This window comes from Dictyobacter arantiisoli, assembly GCF_008326305.1.
Taxonomy (GTDB): Bacteria; Chloroflexota; Ktedonobacteria; order Ktedonobacterales; family Ktedonobacteraceae; genus Dictyobacter; species Dictyobacter arantiisoli.
The window spans coordinates 18,702-37,313 of sequence record NZ_BIXY01000072.1 but is presented as its reverse complement, the minus strand read 5'-3'; the positions used below and the strand labels follow the sequence as shown (position 1 = coordinate 37,313).

The 18,612-nt window shown below is 50.0% G+C and carries 14 protein-coding genes; 7 read left to right on the top strand and 7 right to left on the bottom strand.

Annotation, left to right across the window (positions count from 1 at the left end; translation table 11 throughout):
* Positions 1-255 precede the first annotated feature (255 nt).
* Positions 256-3,732 carry a preprotein translocase subunit SecA gene (gene secA, locus F1593_RS20235; protein WP_149403381.1) on the bottom strand — a complete coding sequence of 1,159 codons (3,477 nt, stop codon included), beginning with the start codon at positions 3,730-3,732 and terminating at the stop codon, positions 256-258.
* Positions 3,733-4,144: 412 nt separating this feature from the next.
* Between secA and F1593_RS20230 the strand changes: the two genes are divergently transcribed.
* From F1593_RS20230 to F1593_RS20220, 3 genes are all read left to right on the top strand, one after another.
* Positions 4,145-5,098 (top strand): hypothetical protein, encoded by a 954-nt coding sequence (locus F1593_RS20230; protein WP_149403380.1) that lies wholly within the window; start codon positions 4,145-4,147, stop codon positions 5,096-5,098.
* 139 nt (positions 5,099-5,237) lie between these two features.
* The gene (locus F1593_RS20225; protein WP_149403379.1) at positions 5,238-6,041 is read left to right on the top strand and encodes a GspE/PulE/PilB domain-containing protein; all 804 of its coding nucleotides are present in this window, start codon (positions 5,238-5,240) and stop codon (positions 6,039-6,041) included.
* Positions 6,042-6,153: 112 nt separating this feature from the next.
* A complete protein-coding gene (locus F1593_RS20220; RefSeq protein WP_149403378.1) occupies positions 6,154-7,077 on the top strand; it encodes an SDR family NAD(P)-dependent oxidoreductase in 924 nt (307 codons plus the stop codon).
* A gap of 96 nt (positions 7,078-7,173) precedes the next feature.
* Here F1593_RS20220 and sat read toward each other — a convergent pair whose 3' ends face one another.
* Both sat and cysC read right to left on the bottom strand, forming a co-directional pair.
* Positions 7,174-8,346 carry a sulfate adenylyltransferase gene (gene sat, locus F1593_RS20215; RefSeq protein WP_149403377.1) on the bottom strand — a complete coding sequence of 391 codons (1,173 nt, stop codon included), beginning with the start codon at positions 8,344-8,346 and terminating at the stop codon, positions 7,174-7,176.
* 38 nt (positions 8,347-8,384) lie between these two features.
* Positions 8,385-8,930, bottom strand: a complete 546-nt coding sequence (cysC, locus tag F1593_RS20210; protein WP_149403376.1) for an adenylyl-sulfate kinase — start codon at positions 8,928-8,930, stop codon at positions 8,385-8,387.
* 748 nt (positions 8,931-9,678) lie between these two features.
* Here cysC and F1593_RS28490 point away from each other — a divergent pair.
* Positions 9,679-9,819: a hypothetical protein gene (locus F1593_RS28490; RefSeq protein WP_172632287.1), complete on the top strand. Its 141-nt coding sequence runs from the start codon at positions 9,679-9,681 to the stop codon at positions 9,817-9,819.
* 168 nt (positions 9,820-9,987) lie between these two features.
* Positions 9,988-11,106, top strand: a complete 1,119-nt coding sequence (locus F1593_RS20205) for an inositol-3-phosphate synthase (RefSeq protein WP_149403375.1) — start codon at positions 9,988-9,990, stop codon at positions 11,104-11,106.
* A gap of 171 nt (positions 11,107-11,277) precedes the next feature.
* Here F1593_RS20205 and F1593_RS20200 read toward each other — a convergent pair whose 3' ends face one another.
* On the bottom strand, positions 11,278-11,493 hold the full coding sequence (locus F1593_RS20200; protein WP_235932642.1) for a carbon storage regulator: 216 nt from the start codon (positions 11,491-11,493) through the stop codon (positions 11,278-11,280).
* A 644-nt stretch (positions 11,494-12,137) separates the two neighbouring features.
* On the bottom strand, positions 12,138-13,097 hold the full coding sequence (locus F1593_RS20195; RefSeq protein WP_172632286.1) for a sigma-70 family RNA polymerase sigma factor: 960 nt from the start codon (positions 13,095-13,097) through the stop codon (positions 12,138-12,140).
* Positions 13,098-13,377: 280 nt separating this feature from the next.
* On the opposite strand from F1593_RS20195, the gene F1593_RS20190 reads away from it, so the two are divergent.
* On the top strand, positions 13,378-13,644 hold the full coding sequence (locus tag F1593_RS20190) for a hypothetical protein (RefSeq protein WP_149403373.1): 267 nt from the start codon (positions 13,378-13,380) through the stop codon (positions 13,642-13,644).
* 101 nt (positions 13,645-13,745) lie between these two features.
* On the opposite strand, the gene F1593_RS20185 is transcribed toward F1593_RS20190, so the two are convergent.
* Together F1593_RS20185 and F1593_RS20180 are read right to left on the bottom strand one after the other, a co-directional pair.
* Complete coding sequence (locus tag F1593_RS20185; RefSeq protein WP_149403372.1) at positions 13,746-14,831, bottom strand: lytic transglycosylase domain-containing protein; 1,086 nt, start codon at positions 14,829-14,831, stop codon at positions 13,746-13,748.
* A 293-nt stretch (positions 14,832-15,124) separates the two neighbouring features.
* A complete protein-coding gene (locus F1593_RS20180) occupies positions 15,125-17,566 on the bottom strand; it encodes an endonuclease MutS2 (protein ID WP_172632285.1) in 2,442 nt (813 codons plus the stop codon).
* Between the two features lie 541 nt (positions 17,567-18,107).
* Between F1593_RS20180 and F1593_RS20175 the strand changes: the two genes are divergently transcribed.
* On the top strand, positions 18,108-18,587 hold the full coding sequence (locus F1593_RS20175; protein ID WP_149403370.1) for a hypothetical protein: 480 nt from the start codon (positions 18,108-18,110) through the stop codon (positions 18,585-18,587).
* Positions 18,588-18,612 lie beyond the last annotated feature (25 nt).

Here is an 18,612-nt window from a genome sequence, read left to right as displayed (position 1 = left end):
GTCTGCTGATCCGCTGGGAGAAGCGCCCGCGTTCCTATCAGACCTTGTTGTGCTTGGCTTGTGCGCTCATTTGCTTTCAACAATGTGATCGCGTTTCCTCCTTGTAGGTTTTCGGATAAGTTCTAAGCCCTGTATCCATTTCCCTGCGATCGAGAGATGATGGAAGATGTAGGCATTGCACGGCACGAAGCGCTGCGCTGCGCAGGTCCGTGCAATGAAGGTAGTATATCCACAAGTCACATGTGAACGTATGGACTAGATACCGTGGCACTTTTTGTATTTCTTGCCACTCCCACAGGGGCAGGGATCGTTACGTCCGACTTTGGCAAAGGCAAGACCAGTGGTAGCTCCAGCACTGGCTGGCATTTTGGGAACACTTCCAGCCTGTATAAGCAGATTGCTACTGTTACCGCCAACCGAACGGGCACCTTTTTTGCCTCCCTTAGCAGGAGTGCGGGGTACCGCAACCTCTTCATCACTCTTGGCCTGGCCGCTGGCTTTCACCAATTCTGCGTCATTGGTGTGGACATTGGTCAGGGCTTTCCGCTGTGGCTCTGGACGCTCCAGGGTAATCTGGACATCGTTCCGCAGCATCTTGAGCAGTGAGTCAACGGTATAGTGCTGGATGGCTGCTTTCAGCTCATCAAACATCTTGTAGGCTTCGTTTTTAAACTCGACCAGTGGATCACGCTGTCCCACCGAGCGGAAACCGATACCTGCACGCATGATATCGAGGGCATCAATATGATCCATCCACATGCGGTCCACCACCTGCAAGAGGTTGGTGCGCTCAAATTCGCGAATCGGATCAAAGTTGTCCACGCCCTGTGCGCGTACTTGCTTCCTGAGTTCCTCACTGCGCTGTTCATAGTGATTGAGCACGAGTTCGGTCAGGTCCTTCTTCATCTGGTCGCGGCGTACAGCATGGATGTTTTCTGGCAACAGCTCATCAGGAATGTCGACCCAGACTTCCAGGATTCTAAAGAGGTTATCAAGCTCTTCTTCTTCTGTCAGCACAGCGGTCGGGAAGGCTCTATCGACAATCGATCCAATTTCGTTGGTGATCATGGTAAGGATACGTTCATGCATATTACCATGCTCAAGCACGCGACGGCGGTCCTCATAGATGACATCACGCTGCTTGGCGATGACATCATCATATTCAACCACATTTTTACGGATATCGAAGTTATAGCCTTCAACACGCGTCTGCGCGCTCTCGATAAAGCGTGAGACAAACTTACTCTCTAAGGGAGTTTCCTCATCCATGCCCACACGTTCCATGATACCGGCGACGCGATCAGCGGCAAAACGACGCATCAGTTCATCGTCAAGGGCGAGGAAGAAACGCGAGGAGCCAGGATCACCCTGACGCCCGGCACGTCCACGCAACTGATTATCAATACGGCGGGACTCGTGACGCTCGGTACCAATGATATGCAAGCCACCAAGCTTTACGACCAACTCGTGATCCTCATCGCACTCTTTGACCTTGGACTGGAGCAGTTCATCCTTCTCAGCCTCGGTCATATTGGTGATGTACTCCTGGATGACTTCCTCTTTCTCCCGTCGCTCTTCATCGGTACGCGAGGGCATCGCCCGGATGTACTCAACCTTCTCGGCATGCTTGTGCAGGATACTGTCAAAGTAGCCAACGGGATTGCCTCCCAGCAAGATGTCGGTACCACGACCAGCCATGTTAGTGGCAATAGTCACGGAGCCACTACCACCTGCCTGCGCGACAATCTGTGCCTCTAGCTCGTGGTGCTTGGCGTTCAACACATTATGCGGGATACCTTGTAGTTCCAGCAATTGTGAGAGCATCTCGGATGCCTCAACCGAGGTGGTACCTACTAGCACCGGCTGGCGCTCCTCATAGTGCTCTTTGATCTCTTCTACAACCGCATTGTATTTCGCTTGCTGTGTACGATAGATCAGATCAGGGAAATCCTGGCGCTGAGTGGGCTTATTGGTTGGGATCACCACGACATCTAACACATAAATCTTGGCGAACTCCTCAGCCTCGGTTAGAGCGGTACCGGTCATACCGGCTAATTTATTGTACAGGCGGAAGAAATTCTGGAAGGTAATGGTCGCCAGGGTATGATTCTCACGCTGGACCTTAACTCCTTCTTTGGCTTCAATCGCCTGGTGCAAGCCTTCGCTATAGCGGCGACCCTGCATCTGGCGGCCCGTGAACTCATCCACAATCACCACTTCGCCATCTTTCACGATATAATCTTTATCACGCTTGAAGATCACCTGAGCCTTGATGGCATTCTCCATATAGCGCGTGAGATCTAGATTTTCCTCGTCATAGATATTATCAACGCCCGCCAGCTTTTCAATCTTTTCGATGCCTGACGCGGTCAGCAAGACGGCACGCGTCTTCTCTTCCACCGAATAATCGGTCTCGCCATCCAGTTTAGTGGCCCAGCGCGCGAACTGCGCATACAACTCGGTGGATTCCTGGCCCTGACCGGAGATAATTAGCGGGGTACGGGCTTCGTCGATCAAGATATTATCAACCTCGTCGACAATCGCAAAGTTAAGCTCACGCTGCACCATTTGATCCAGGGAGGTCACCATGTTATCGCGTAGATAATCAAATCCGAACTCATTGTTCGTGCCATAGGTGACATCGGCGCTATAGGCTGCCCGGCGCTCAAATGATTGAGCATCCACATTATGGACAATCACGCCCACCGTCAGACCCAGGAAGGTATAAATCTGTCCCATCCACTCCGCGTCACGGCGAGCCAGATAATCGTTGACCGTCACCACATGCACACCTTTACCGGTCAAAGCATTCAGATATACAGGCAGGGTCGCCACCAGCGTCTTACCTTCACCGGTACGCATCTCAGCGATCTTTCCCTGATGCAAGACAATACCACCAATGAGCTGTACAGTATAATGACGCATCTTAATACGCCGCCAGCTGGCCTCCTGAACCACAGCAAACGCCTCAGGGAGCAGATCTTCCAGGGTCTTTCCTTGCTTGTAATAGCGTTTCACAACCGGAGGTAAGAGCTTATCTATTTCGTCTGCCTTCAAAGCCACAATTTCAGGCTGTAGCTTATGGAAGAAAGTGCCAAACTGTTGTGCTAAAAGCTGGGGCTCCTGCTCGGGATCAGTGATCCCGGCGCGTAACGACTCGAAGCGCAGCCACATCTCATCAAAAGCCTCGGACACATCCTCTTCCGCGATCTCTTTTAAGGTTGGCTCAACCTCTTTCAGCAGGGTCAGCGCGGCCTGTTTCGGATCACTCGCATCGTAGGGCCATTGCTCGCGCTGCTGCGCCAGATTCAATGCCTGTGTGACGCGAAGGAGGTCCAACAGAGGAGAGAGCTCTTTGTAGGTCTCTTCAAAACATATGGATAACGTATCCTGCAAATAATCTTTCAGATTCTCTTCTGGCTCGTTGCGATCAATCTTCTGGCGTGGCCCGCTCATCGCCATGTGCAACTGCTCATCGGTACACTCTTTAAGCAGCGGCTCAACCTCTGGCACGACCTCGCGGAATATGCGAACGAGCTCATCCTCCAGCACCAGTCCACCTTTCAGATAAAGAGCAAGCTCAGCACGGAATGTGGCTGTTTTAGCCATCAATTCCTCATCACTCAACTTCTGCATTTCTGGCTCAAATTGCTCAATTTTATCGACAAGGGGTTGTATCGTTTTTAATTCTTTCTTATTGGGATCGCCCAGGATTTTACCTAGCAGTTGCATACGCGCGTGTTCTCCTACAGACCAGCATGGACAGCGTTATTTTTCTTTTTGATCGATTCAGATCTTCTCTGTGTCACCAAATAGATATGCTCACCCTATTATACCATTCTCTCATACTACGTAAGCGAATTCTTTGTGTTGCAGAATCCTGAAGGGGAAAAGTGAGGGGCTGCCCGGACAGACGGTGAGCATACTTTTCTTCTCTCTTAATGAGAACAAAAAAAGGATGCCCTATCTTCCCATCCATTAAAAATGGACCCAACTTCCCTCTCTTCGATGATCTTCACACAAGAATTACTTATATGACTATATGTTAGTACAAAAAAGAGGAAAAAGCAATAAATACCATTGTCGATAGGGATGCAAAGTACAATAAAGAGAGGAGTAGCAGATGATGTTGAGAGGAAGATAAATGAAAGATCAACATACACGCAAGATCACCTTGCATAGCGCTCACAACATACCTGAACGACCAACTCCATTTTCGCCAGCTCACGCACCCGCGGAACCACCTCTCCGTAGCCATATGGGGAAAAGTGTCTTATCAGCCGCGCTAAATGCGCATCAGGAAGCCGATATGACCTCCAGCCTGGATATTGTGCTGGAACGTGTCCAGCGCTGCCTGACAGGCCGGATTACGCCAGCGGATACCACCTTGCTGGCAATCTGCCTGCGCCAGATTTTTGAGAATGCCGAAATCCTCTATAGTATCCTGCTCCCAGAATTAACCCTCTGTGCGACACAGATGGTCGAGGAGCACAGTGATCAAAGCGCTTCACTGCTCTACTTTAATCTGAAAATGCTTTTACAAGATAGCGAGATCAGGCTTGAACGGCTGACACCACTGGGTCAATTGTTACAGAGCACAATCCTCACCAGCATTGAAAGCCTCGATAGAAGCTGTAGTATCTATGGGGCGGCTCGTATTAAGCGCCGCCTGCAACAAGAAGGTGAAGATGAGGAACGAACCGATGTGCTAGCCGCCATCGAAGCATCTCATATTCCAGATAGTACGTATTACCAGTGGATGCAGGCGCTTCGTCTGTTAACGTCACGCTTACAGTACTGGCAAGAACAGAATGAGCAGCGACTAGAATTCACCTTAATCTTTGGATCACAACCGGCGCTCCAGCCTACTTTACAACAGATAGATACAATGTTTCATCTGCTTGTCGAGAGACTCCAAAAACTCTTCATTATTATTTTGCCTGAATTTCACAATGTCGCACGCGGGGATGATGAAACGGTAGTTTTACATCTGCTCAATCTGATGCAGCATATTGATCTTCTGCTCGCCCATATCGATACACTGAAGGAGGCGATTCGTGTCTTGATCCAATGCTACGAACAGGATGAGGCACTGTAATGATCTTAACCATAAGCACAGTGTCTTAACAAAACCATAACCGCAATCATGCCCGTTCGCAGGTGCTTCCACAGTATGCTTAGTAACAATACATCAACCAACCAATATATGTGTACCACTAACAAGGAGTCAATCACCCATGTGCAAGAAGGATACAGTACTTCCTGCCATAGCATCTATGCATGCAAATACTGATGCTTCCATGAGACAGGATATCGCGACTCGCTTACGCGCGTTTGTTCCAGCGGCAATAGATCAGCTTGCTTTGCTCGTCATCCAACTGCACTTCGACTCCGCATATCATATTCAAACAGCTATCCAGGACAGCCTCAGATACTATCGGGATCAGCTTAGCAGTCTGATTAGAAAGACCGATACCATCCTGCTCACAGGTACAACGCTCTCTGTGCTCTTGCCAGGTGCCAATCGTCAGGGTGCTGTTCTGGTGCAGGAACGCTTATGGGATGCGTTGCTCTGGCAGGTCCATCACGCCGAAGAAGACCATATCGTCCGTCCCACACTGATGACGATTGGCTATAGTGACAGTTCCACCCCTCATCAGGATCTCACTGCCTGCATCGCTAAAGCTCAGGAAGTGCGTCTGCTCTTTGAAGTACGCAATCCCAAACCGAGTCATGCACCAACTCAGTCTGAGCATAAAAAAGAGGATCTCTCGCAGCGCGCTCGTCAACTAGGTATTCCCTATCTCGCTAACCTGCCTCGCCCCTTGCCCACCAGATTACTGCATATTGTCCGCCCGGCACTCGCGCAAGAACTCCATTGCTATCCCCTGGGCAAAGAACGCAATACCTTAACAGTGGCAATCTCTGATCCACAGGATGACCAGATTTTGACGCGTTTGCGTCAGGAGACCGGCCTGTGTATCTTCCCGATCCTCGTTCCATCACAAGAGTTACAAACAGCACTAGAACAGTTTATTTGATGGGAAGGCCACCAGTTGCTATAATGGAAAAAGAACAGAACAACTGGCAAACTATCCATTGGCGGAATAAGATCCGGGGTTCTGAATAGATTGCGAGAGAAAGGCCCTATTTATGCGCATACTTATCACTGGTGGAGCGGGCTTCATCGGTTCACATATTGCGGATCACTATCTGGAACAGGGGCATGAGGTTGCCAGTGTAGACAGCCTCTGGACCGAGGGCGGTGGCAAAGAAGCGAACCTCAACAGCAAGGTGCGTTTCTATCAGGCTGATATCACCGACGAAACTGCCATAAGCCGTATTTTTGATGAATTTCAGCCCGAAATTGTTAATCATCATGCTGCCCAGCATAGCGTTGCCATCTCAACCAAACAACCCAAACTCGATGCCCAGGTCAACGTCCTCGGCCTGCTTAACATCCTGACACAGGCGAAACGCGTCAACGCAAAAAAAATCATCTTCGCCTCATCTGGAGCCACCTACGGCACCCCCATGCGTCTACCACTCGACGAGGACACGTCTCAGCGTCCAGAATCGCCTTACGGCATCACCAAGATGGTTGCGGAATTCTATCTGCGCTACTGGCACACCTCGCAGGGACTCAACTTCACCATCCTGCGCTATGGCAATATTTATGGGCCACGGCAAGATCCTAATGGAGAGGCTGGCGTCATTTCTATCTTCGCCAAACGCTTCCTGGCTCATGAAAGCGTACGCATCGACTGGGACGGCGAGCAACGTAAAGATTATGTTTATGTCGGTGATGTTGCGCGTGCCAATGTGCAGGCGCTCAAACGTGGAGACAACGAGATCTTTTGTATCGGCACCGGACGGGCTGTCTCAGTCAATGAGATCTACAAAACGCTGGCACAAATAATCGGCTTTGAAGCGCCTATCACCCACGCCCCCAGGCGACCAGGCGACATCTATCAAGCCTTCTTCGACTCCAGCAAAGCCGAACGCCTCCTCAATTGGAAGCCTGAAGTCAGTTTCGAAGACGGCGTCAAAGCCACCATCGACTTCTTCCGCCATTAAAGAGAGAAGGCCACGAGAGCCTTGCAATGCAGAGAGCCCGACCGCAAGGATCGGGCCTTCTCTGTTTGATGATGTGGGGACAAGTTGGTGCTTAGCTTATGCCTGCGTGATGGGCTGGCGCATGGCTTCGATGAGTACCTGCGCAACCTCAGGACGGGAGAATTCACGGGGTGGCATCTCACCTGCCTGCAACATCTGCCGGACTTTCGTTCCGCTTAACATGATATGATTTTCATTGCCATGTGGGCACGTCTTCTGGGAGGCCATGCCATCACAGATTTTGCAGAAGAAGGTGTGATCAAAGAACATCGGGGTAATACCCAGGCTGGCAGCATCAAACTCGGAGAAGATGTGTTGCGCATCATAGGTGCCATAATAATTACCTACACCGGCATGATCACGTCCCACAATAAAGTGTGAACAGCCATAATTCTTACGCATCAGGGCATGGAAAATGGCCTCACGGGGACCGGCATAGCGCATCGCCGCCGGGAGTACGCCCAGGATCACACGGTTCTGTGGATAATAGTTCTTCAGCAAGACGTGATAACAGCGCATACGCACATCGGCAGGAATATCATCGCCCTTGGTATTGCCGACCAGAGGATGGAGATAGAGTCCATCGACGGTTTCAAGCGCGCATTTCTGGATGTATTCATGGGCACGATGGACGGGATTGCGCGTCTGGAAGGCGACGATACGCTTCCAACCGCGCTCAGTGAAGAGTGCACGTGACTGAGTGGGCGTATAGCGCTCAGCGGCAAAGACCTGTGGCTGTAAAGCCAGCACGCGTACGGGTCCACCTAACAGCACGTCACCCTGTTGATAGAGCACCTGCACACCGGGATGGGCCTCATCCTCGGTTCGATAGACCTGACGGGCCTCAAGGGCCTTATCATAACCATACTTCTCCTGGACGGTTAAGATAGCCTGAATCTCATCTTCATCATTCACCAGTGCGACATCTGAACCCTCTGACACCTGCGCCGCCTGCTCGGATGAGATTGCCAGCGTAATAGGAATCGACCAGGGCAGGCCATTGCTAAGATGCATGGTATTGACCACACTCAGATAATCCTGACGTGTCAGAAAACCTCGCAGTGGACTATAGGCACCAATAGCAAACATCTCAAGATCAGCCAGTTGTCGTGAACCAACCGTAATACGTGGTAAACTGTGGGCGCGCTCAAGTAAAGCCGCACGCTCAGCATCACCGACCAGATTAATGATCAGTTCTCCACCATGAGGAGCAATTAAATCATTTGACATACGTTGTAACTACCCTTTTCTCTCTGCAATACGACAAACTAGGCAACGGGAACCGGTTCCAGATAGCCAAGCTCTTCCAACTTCGCGAAGATACGATCCACGCTCTCCTCAATCGTCTCTTTATCGGTCTCTACGACCAGTTCGGGATTGAGCGGCTCTTCATAGGGATCATCAACGCCCGTGAAATTTTTGACCTTACCCTCATCAACCAGCTTGTAGAGTCCTTTGACATCCCTCTGACGGCAGACCTCAAGCGGACATTTCACATAAATCTCTACAAAATTGCCAATCTCTTCACGCGCCCAGGCTCGAGCATCGCGATAAGGAGCAATTGCTGCCGAAATACAGACCACCCCATTGCGTGTCAGCAGACCAGCTACAAACGCAATGCGCTTAATGTTGGTATCTCGATCCTCTTTACTAAAACCCAGGCCCTTACTCAGGTGAGTGCGAACCTTATCGCCGTCAAGAATCTCAACATTGCGGCCACGGGCACGCAGGCGCAGCTCAAGCGCCTCAGAGAGGGTGCTCTTGCCAGCACCGGAGAGACCAGTAAACCAGATAGTAAAACCAGCGTTTGCCATGATAAATACATCTCCATTCGCCATCTACCAGCCAGAAGTATCATCCTCTCCGCTCAGCAGATAGACCTAAGATTGCTGTGGCTTAATGATCGCTGGTGAGGAATACAGTGCAGTGCAGTACAGGGGATATCCAGCAGAAAAGTCATCCACGACAGTGTAGAATGAAACCCAACCGTCCATCTCTAAAAGCTCGCCTATTCACTCAAAACAACGATCATCACAAATGACGCCCCATCATAGTACCAGGATCAGCTATCAGTTGCCATGTGAATTCCCTTCGTAAGGCCAGCCGCATCCAGGTGATGTTTACAAACAACCCATTTCCAATGGGCCTTTTTGTCGTATAGTGACAATTCTATTGTAACATTGGTTTCATTTGAATACCACATTTTGTGTCGGTGCCCATATTTAGCGTGCAAAATAGCAACCTCAGTCACATCCTGTATAGGTATTCTGCATATAAAAATCAGCCCTGTACCACACTATTCCTTTATACACCACAAATTATCTCTACATTCTATAAAAGAAGGAATGTATATCATTCCTTGATGGCATAAAACAGCAAAAGAGAGGGCCCTCAACGCCAGAAAAAACCGCTTCTAGCATCCCTTATGCCTTTTTAGCTCTTAAATACAATGCACTACTTTTTCAAAACAGGCGCTTCCACTGGCATTTAGCCCCTTGTTGGGGGTATAGTTATACACAGCATTGTTCCTAATCGACGTTCGTCAGAGAAGGCTCAATCTTCATGTCAAAAACAAAGAATGAGCTTTTTTACGAACCGCCAGGGATACAAATCAGCGGTGTCAGTACAGGTGAAGCACAACAGGATAGTGTTCAGGCTCAATTGCCTGCAGCGCTGGAGCAGATAGAGAAAATCCCTGTTTGAAAGACGTACTATATATATGCCGATAGAAGATAGAGATATAGTACAGTTACTCTGTTGTGTTCGAGATTCAAGATACGCTGGGACAAACATATGTTCCAGCCTGAGTCGTTGCAGATGCAACACATGACACTATTACAAAAACCATTTTTAGAGGAGTAAGAAACAATAATGGCAAGTAATAAGAAAGTGCGAGTCGCGATTATTGGTGTAGGTAACTGCGCCAGTTCACTCGTACAGGGAGTCCATTATTATCAGAATGCGAATTCAGAAGATTTCATTCCTGGTTTAATGCATGTTGATCTGGGTGGCTATCATATTAGCAATATTGAATTTACTGCTGCTTTTGATATAGATAAAAACAAGGTCGGCAAAGACCTGAGTGAAGCCATCTACGCTGAACCCAACAATACCTATCGCTTCGCAGATGTCCCCCATCTGGGCGTAAAAGTATACCGAGGAATGACCCACGACGGACTCGGCAAGTATCTTTCACAGATCATTACTAAAGCTCCCGGTCAAACAGACGATATCGTCAAGATCCTCAAAGAGACCAAAACAGATGTCGTGATCAATTATCTACCAGTCGGTTCAGAAACCGCTACCAAATGGTATGTTGAACAGATCCTGAAAGCTGGTGTGGCTCTGGTCAACTGTGTTCCTGTCTTTATTGCTCGTGAGCAGTACTGGCAAGAGCGCTTCAAACAAGCTGGCCTGCCTATTATCGGTGATGACATCAAGAGTCAGGTGGGCGCGACAATTGTTCATCGTGTCCTGACACGTCTCTTCCGTGAGCGCGGCGTCAAATTGGAGCGCACCATGCAATTGAACGTTGGTGGCAATACCGACTTCTACAACATGTTGGAGCGCGACCGCCTGGAGTCGAAGAAGATCAGTAAGACCAACGCCGTCACCAGTCAGCTCGATTACGAGATTGGCGCGGACAACGTCCACATTGGTCCCTCCGACTATGTAGCCTGGTTAAAGGACCGCAAATGGGCATACATTCGTCTGGAAGGCCGCACCTTCGGTGATGTGCCGTTAAATGTTGAGCTGAAGCTTGAGGTCTGGGATTCTCCCAACTCGGCTGGCGTTGTAATTGATGCTGTTCGTCTGGCGAAAATCGCTCTGGATCGCGGTATCAGTGGCACGCTGGAAGGCCCCAGTTCTTATCTCATGAAATCCCCGCCTGTGCAGTATCACGATGATATCGCACGCAAACTGGTCGAGACATTCATCACAGAAAACGCCATCCCCGCTTCAGAGACTGCCAAAGTCATCAACGAATAATTGGCACACAAAAATGTTCGTATCCTCAATAATTGGGGATACGAACACATGGTAGCTTCGCTCTAAAAAGAAACGATGAGACAAGACAATGCCCAGGGCTACAATCTCAATAGCTATACCAGCCGCGCACAGCTCAGTATTGACCCGGAAACGGCAAACACCAGATCAAAACTACCGAGGCTGTGGCTGTGCTGGAGGTATTGGTGTATTCGGATTTTGAGTTGGATCTGCATCATTGTTGCGGAGAAGTTCTTCACGCACAATAGTCACATCCGGAGGCGCGCTAATTCCGATTTTTACGCGCTCGCCTTCGACAGCCAACACTGAAACGTTGATAACCCCGGCAAGAACAATACTTTCACCAACTTTTCGTCGCAAAACAAGCATGTAAAGCTCCCTTCATAAGAAGCATAGCCTAAGCGTCCCTGCGCCGCGACTAACATTAGCAAGGGCGCCTCTTTCAGCGTGACCGCATAAGAAGATCGAGTAGCGAATGCGGGTCGACATGCCGCTCGTACAAGACGCAAAGGGATAACACTGTGGGTAGAGCGAACCTGGCTAATTAATACAATCACTCCTGGTGTATGGATAAAAAATGAGTTTCATTTACTAGTATACACCTCGCCAGGGTAATGCTATCAACACCATATGAACCGACCTGGATACGTGCGCGCAATTTGTCAAGTTGCGCAGGGTATGCCAGTATCGGCCCAGGCTCATTACCACGTCTCGTCCCTTTGAGCAGGACCAGACATGCCGCGCGAGCCACCCGATCAACCCACGACAACGACGGCATCGTCCTCCCGCTTGGTTTTTTGGTACATCTCCTCTGCTGCGCACCGACCAGGTACAGATATGAGTTCACACTACCTACTTTCATGGAAACGACTCCCCTATAAGAAAACACGTTGCATTATAGCCAGATGTTCCATCGTTCCCCGCTCATCAATTCTCCCTCCATCATCATACACCATATATCGGTTCCCTATCCGTCTTCGATAGGGTATCGTCAAAGCAAGTGTAGAGAGACGTCAGGAAATTTTTCGCCGACCACGCGACCCATTTCCTGAAAGTGCATTGGATTTTCCTGTTTCCGAAGAAACATAGGATCGAGCCGCCGGACTGGCATTGACCTTGCGTGCACTATTACTCTTTCCGCCAGTGATCCTTTTTTTGCCTTCTCCTCCCACACTCACAACTTTGGTCGGCGGGATATCATCGAGACGATAGGCATGTAAAGTACTTCTTAAACGCATAATAGCTTGAATATGTAATTGACAGACACGTGACTCTGAAACGCTCAGGACTTTGCTGATCTCCTTCATCGTGAGCTCTTCCTGGTAATAGAGGGCAAGCAATAACTTTTCACGCTCAGGTAGATGATCAATAGCGTTTCCTAAAACATCTGTCAATTCCTGCTGTTCCGCCTGCTCAACGGGACCGGGAGAGCTTTGATCCTCAAGTAATTCGGACAGGGAGGTTACCTCATCATCCTGAAGGAGAGAGCCAAGTGGAGCATCGAGAGAGAGCACCGTAGCATTCATCTCTAGTAGCATCTGACGATAACGTTCTGTCGACACCCCTATCTCCTCCGCAACCTCTCCCTCCTTCGCCGGTCGTCCCAGGCGCTGCTCTAATACCGCCAATGCACCTTCAACCTGGCGTAAACGCGAGATTGCTGATCGTGGTAGCCAGTTAAGTGATCGCAGTTGATCAATCACCGCGCCCCGAATACGTACGGAGGCAAAAGCCTCAAAGCGTACACCACGCATAGGGTCGAAGCGATCAATTGCATTAATTAGGCCAATCATACCATAGCTGACAAGATCTTCAGCATCCAATAATCCGGTTGGCGGTATACCCAGTCGTCCAACTACAAATCGCACGAGAGGCGCATAGAGTGTGATTAATTCATTGCGCAGTTTAGACGTTTTATGCTCTACATATCTGGCCCAGAGTTGTTCAACTTCCACTGGTGCATCTGTACCCATACGACATCCCTTCTTGCATAGACAGCCATTTCCACACATCCCCCGCTCACTGTTGTGTAGAGTGTAGCTTCCAAGCAAGCGTTCTTAATATTGGCACAGGTCCCTTGATAGGGTATGCAAGAGTCCTCAGTCAAGATAGGTATAGGGGAGCATAAAGCACGCCGATAGAAGAAGGTATGTCGCCACACGACTGATCGTCAGATGTGAGGAGGGAGTGGATAGCTATCATAGCGCAAGCACATTCATTAACAGCAGACATAGAGGAGTAGGGATGAGAAATATGCAACCATTTGAAAGATTTTCTGAGCAGCCCAAACATATTACGAGGAAAACCGAGGCCAAACACTATACTCCTGGTACAGGCAACGAACAACTGATGCTGGATTATCTGTTAGATAGCGGCTTTCAATGGGATGAGGCAGTGGCGCTGCTCCATCTACGCGAACATCTCTATGAAAATGAGGAAATGCGCCAACGCGTCACAGAAGATTATCGGATGCATTTTGTAAAATGGCTCTATGAGCAAGGTCTGGTCAGTGATGATTGACACAGAAACACGAAGGGCTCCTGATCACTCATTGGATCAGGAGCCCTTCGTGTTTCTGTGAACAAAGTAGAGGACAGCGGGTGATGCTCTTTTTCTACCAGCTACCATCCTTCGATGATATAGACATAGGCCTGCGCCTGCGGGTCCACACATGATAACCAGGCAGAGCCACAATTGTTGACTGCATTCTGTACAGCGCCCGGACCAGCGTTATAAGCGGCCAACGCCTTTGAGTAATCCCCATAAAATTCATTATTGAGACTGCTCATGAACCTGGCCCCACCATCCAGCGCCGCCACAGGATCAGATGGATCAAAGTTCATGCCTGCGGCTGTGGCTGGCATAAACTGGGCGATACCAATCGCGCCAACGCTCGAAACAGCGTTAGGATCAAAGTGACTCTCTTGCTGAATTTGCCGCACATAAAGATCCGGGCTAATCCCATATTTCAAGGCATCAGTACGGGCCAACCCGACATAGTAATCCCTCGTCCCGGGAGTAGGATCATTGATGCCCGCTACAGAACCGGTCGATCCTGAGCCAGCATACTGTGGATAGACAGTCAAAGTATTGGTTGGCACTTTCTGTACCTGAAAAAGGCCCAATAATCCCGATTCATTCTGTTGATCGATTGGCGTCAGGGTGAACATCATCAACAGGAACACACCCATGGTTGCCAATAGTATGAGTCCATGCCGTACATGGGCATGTAAATGCTTCTCACGAAATTCTATCGCGTCTGTGTCGCGCACATGTTTTCTTGTTCCCGCAATCACCAGCTGAGAGCGCTCTGAACGCACGACCAGCGCACGCCCCGGCTCAGCCGACTCAGAAAGATTGTGTAAAGGAAGCGAGATGGATAGCGAGCGTTGATGAGATATCCATGTCTGCGTCCCTGCACTGCTCACGGGAGCGGGTAAATATCGTTGATGAGCCGGCATCATACCAGGCTGCGACACGGTTGACGGCCAGGGAGTGGCACTGGCATTTGCATGCAACGAATTCCCACTCGTCTCAGATATCCCCCGGGTCATCCGCGAGGCAACCGGCAATGGGGCTGTTTCTGGTTCTTCTTGTACGGTGTGCGTGACATGTGTAGCGGTCGCAGAAATTACCACAGGAGTAGAAGCTCGACGATCTCCTGTTGAATGATTATTTACTGCTCGCAACGGTCGAAATTGAGACATATCTCTACGCTAACCACCTTCGATTTATTCAGTGCGTCATGGCAATGAAACCAGGCAACTTGTTACACACTCATAGAGAGCTTAGCTAAATAAGCCCACACGGTCAAATAATGGGATTGTAGACAGTACCATATGACCATGGCCCGACGGTTTTTCTCCCAAAAAACGAGTAAAAGTACTGCTGGTATCTTCATAACCCATCCAATAAAAAAAGAAGGCAAAACAAAAGAGCTTCCCTATATCAATGAAGGGAAGCGCTTTTGTTTGATTCTCTATGGACGATACTGTTATGCTTAAGCCAGCAGTTTGACGATGGTTGCGCCATCGCCGCCTTCCTGGGGTGGAGCGGTGACGAATGATTTCGCCAGCGGATGACGTGTCAGGGTTTCACGAACCGCCTGGCGCAAGGCTCCGGTCCCTTTGCCATGCACGATACGCACGGAACCCATACCATGAAGGACAGCATCATTCAAATAGGTATCCAGTTCCTCTAACGCATCTTCGACGCGCCAGCCACGGATATCCAGTTGTAAATCAACCGGTGGGCGTTCCTCGATATCAGTTGTGATCTGTGCTCGCACATACTGTTTCTCATCAGAACTGGCCTTGCGCTTGCTGATACGCTCAATATTGTCAACATTCACGCGCAGCCGCAAGGCCCCCATCTGCACCTCAGCCTCACTACGATCAGCGGATAAGCCAACCAGATCGGCATTTTGTCCAAAACTCAGCACGCGCACCGTATCCCCAATCTGCAAGGGTCCATCAAGCTTGTCTGATGGCTCTACGACATGTTTGCGGCGTGGCTCAGGGACAGGAACCACCTTCTCCTCCAGATCCCGCGCCCGCTGGCGTACGTTGGAGAGTTGTTCACGTGACACATGACCACGCTGGACCTCGGTACGTACTTTAGCAAGCTCGATCAGGACAGTATCCAGTTCACGGCGCGCCTGGGCACGAGCCTCGTTTAAGATCCGAATCCGCTCCTGCTCAAGATCATGGCGCTCGGTCTCTAACTGCTTGCGCTGATATTCAGCCTCGACACGCTCCATATTCGCATTGAAACGCTCATCCTCGGCCACTTTGCGTTCGCTCTGGAGATCCTCTAACAGATTCTCCATACGTACGCCAGCGCTGCCCAGGAAGCGCCTGGCACCCCTGATGATGCGTTGGTCTAACCCTAACCGCTGCGCAATCGCCAGGGCGTTACTACGGCCTGGTAGACCGATGCTGAGCTTATAGGTCGGGGAGAGCGTCTCAACATCAAACTCAACCGAGGCGTTCACGACATCCTTCTGCTCATGTGCAAAGGCTTTAAGCTCGGTATAATGGGTTGTCGCCACCGTTGTCACATGGCGATCCAGCAAGAACGTCAGGATACCACGTGCTAGCGCTGATCCTTCACTGGGATCAGTACCCGCGCCCAATTCGTCAAAGAGGACCAGCACATTGGTCGGCCTGGTCTGCCTCTGTACAATCTCCTCGCCCAATTTTCCCCGCAAATCGGGTCGATTTCGCTTACGGCCCTCTTCAATTGTCTTCAAAATCTCAATGATGCGACTGAGATGGGATGAAAAGGTACTGAGATTCTGCTCGATGCTCTGCTCATCCCCGATGTCCGCAAAGACATTCTGGAAGATGGAGATTTCGGAATCATAATCGGCGAGAATATGTAAACCGGCCTGCGCCATCAGAGTCAGCAATCCAACGGTCTTCAGCGCCACCGTTTTACCACCGGTATTTGGTCCGGTGATGATGACCATGCTGAAATCGCGACCAATATGGAAATTTGTCGGAACCACCTTGCCAGTGAGTAAGGGATGACGTGCATTCCGCAGATTAATGATACCTTGCTCGTTGAGTCTGGGAACTGAACTACGAGTCATCCGGCCATAGCGCGCTTTGGCGAGGTGAAAATCAAACTCGGCCAGCAATTCCACGGCTACGGTCAGTGACTCCGCTTCTTTGCCGATCTCCGCTGAAAGCACCCGCAGGATGCGTTCGATCTCCTGGCGCTCCTCTACCTGCAACTCACGCAGGCGATTATTCATCTCCACGATGACGATAGGTTCCACAAAGAGCGTCGCACCACTGGATGACTGATCATGGACAATACCGCGTACCTGCCCACGCGCATCGGACCTCACAGGTACAACGAAGCGATCGTTGCGCGTCGTAATAATCGCTTCCTGGAGCGCGGGACCGAACTCGCGCACAAGGGTACGCAAACGCTCCTGCAAACGCTGGTTCGCGCTCTGAATATCAAAGCGTACCTTACGCAGAGTCGGGCTGGCGGTATCCAGAATCTCGCCATCCTCATTCACGGTCTCTTCAATACGGCGTGCAATCTGTGGGCGCTGTGGGATATCCGCCCCCAGGACATAGAGCAGGGGAAAGGTGTCCGAATTCAGCTTCTCCAATGCACGCGCCACATGGATGGCACTGCGTGTTGTGGAAAGAACCTGTACCAGATCTGTCGGTATCAGGACACCATCGCGAGCAGCACGAGTTAAGAGAGGGCGAATCTCATGGGCACCTTGCACGCTAATATCAGAGTTCAGGTCAATCAGGGCTGAAGCTTCCGAAGTATAGGCCAATCTTTTTCTGGCTTCATCGATATCAGAGGTAGGCTTGAGCGCCAGCACTAAATCCTTACTGACAGAGAACGATGCCTCACGGGCCACCTTCTCTAATATCTTGGGATACTCGAGCGTTTGTATACTTTTCTCGTGCATAGTCTTAGTTTTGAGTCCTTTACACATCTCAGCGCCAGCGCAAGGCGCATCTCATCTACACAATTATCAAAAAGCATCTCGACACGCCACACAACATGTCAGATGCGGTCAACAGTGCTCGCTACATGGAGAATTGCCATTCAACTTTTCGTGAAGGCAATGATAAAAAAATGAGTAAATAAGTCAGAGAGAAGATTATATGGGCTGTATGGAGGCAACGCTTAATACAGGGCCCGGATACAGTGCTCAGTACACTGGCTTCATAAAAGAGCGACACATCGGGATAGAGAATCGTAGCCCACTGGGTCTGGCATAAACCCCAACTAACACAGTATAGCACACAATCCACCCAATATTCCATGCGTCCCTGAGCACCCAGAATGCTGGTTTTTCCACCAAAAAATCTTGCTCGTAGGCTTCAATTTTCCCAACCAACAAAAGCCCATACCCTTCAAATACAAAAAAATATTTAGCGGCAAGCCATCCTTGCAGGTAGATGGAACTATCTTTACGCTACTGCGTATACCTTAGGAGAGGACAAATGGCGCATGTACAACGAGCAACACAGATTGGAGTAGCAATAACCATGATTTTGCACGTGGGAGAACATGTCTTCTGGGGTGCACCCGAAGTGATCTACCTGGAAGGAAGGATTGTCTCATTAGATCCAACAGCCCAGACAGCCGTCGTCCATATCGAGCGCGCAACCACCTATTCCGCCCATTTGATCGAGAGTGATATCCCATTCGCCGCCAATGGGCTGACCCCATTGAAAGGCGCCAGCCCTCCGGGAGTCGTTGACCAGCGTAGCGCCAAGCGTGTACCACCGCCACAATTAAGCGATGACGAGAAGCTACGCCGCACTGCCGCTACCGCTATCCATCAGATGTATGGTTATGACGTACCAGCGGAACAAGAGGCTCAATTGATCCAGGAGGTCAAACAGGCGCTGGAACAAGATCCAGCCCGCAAAGCGCAAATCATCACTACTATGGACGAAATTCTCAAACGGGAATGGTAACACGCATAATTCAGAGCAATAGTAA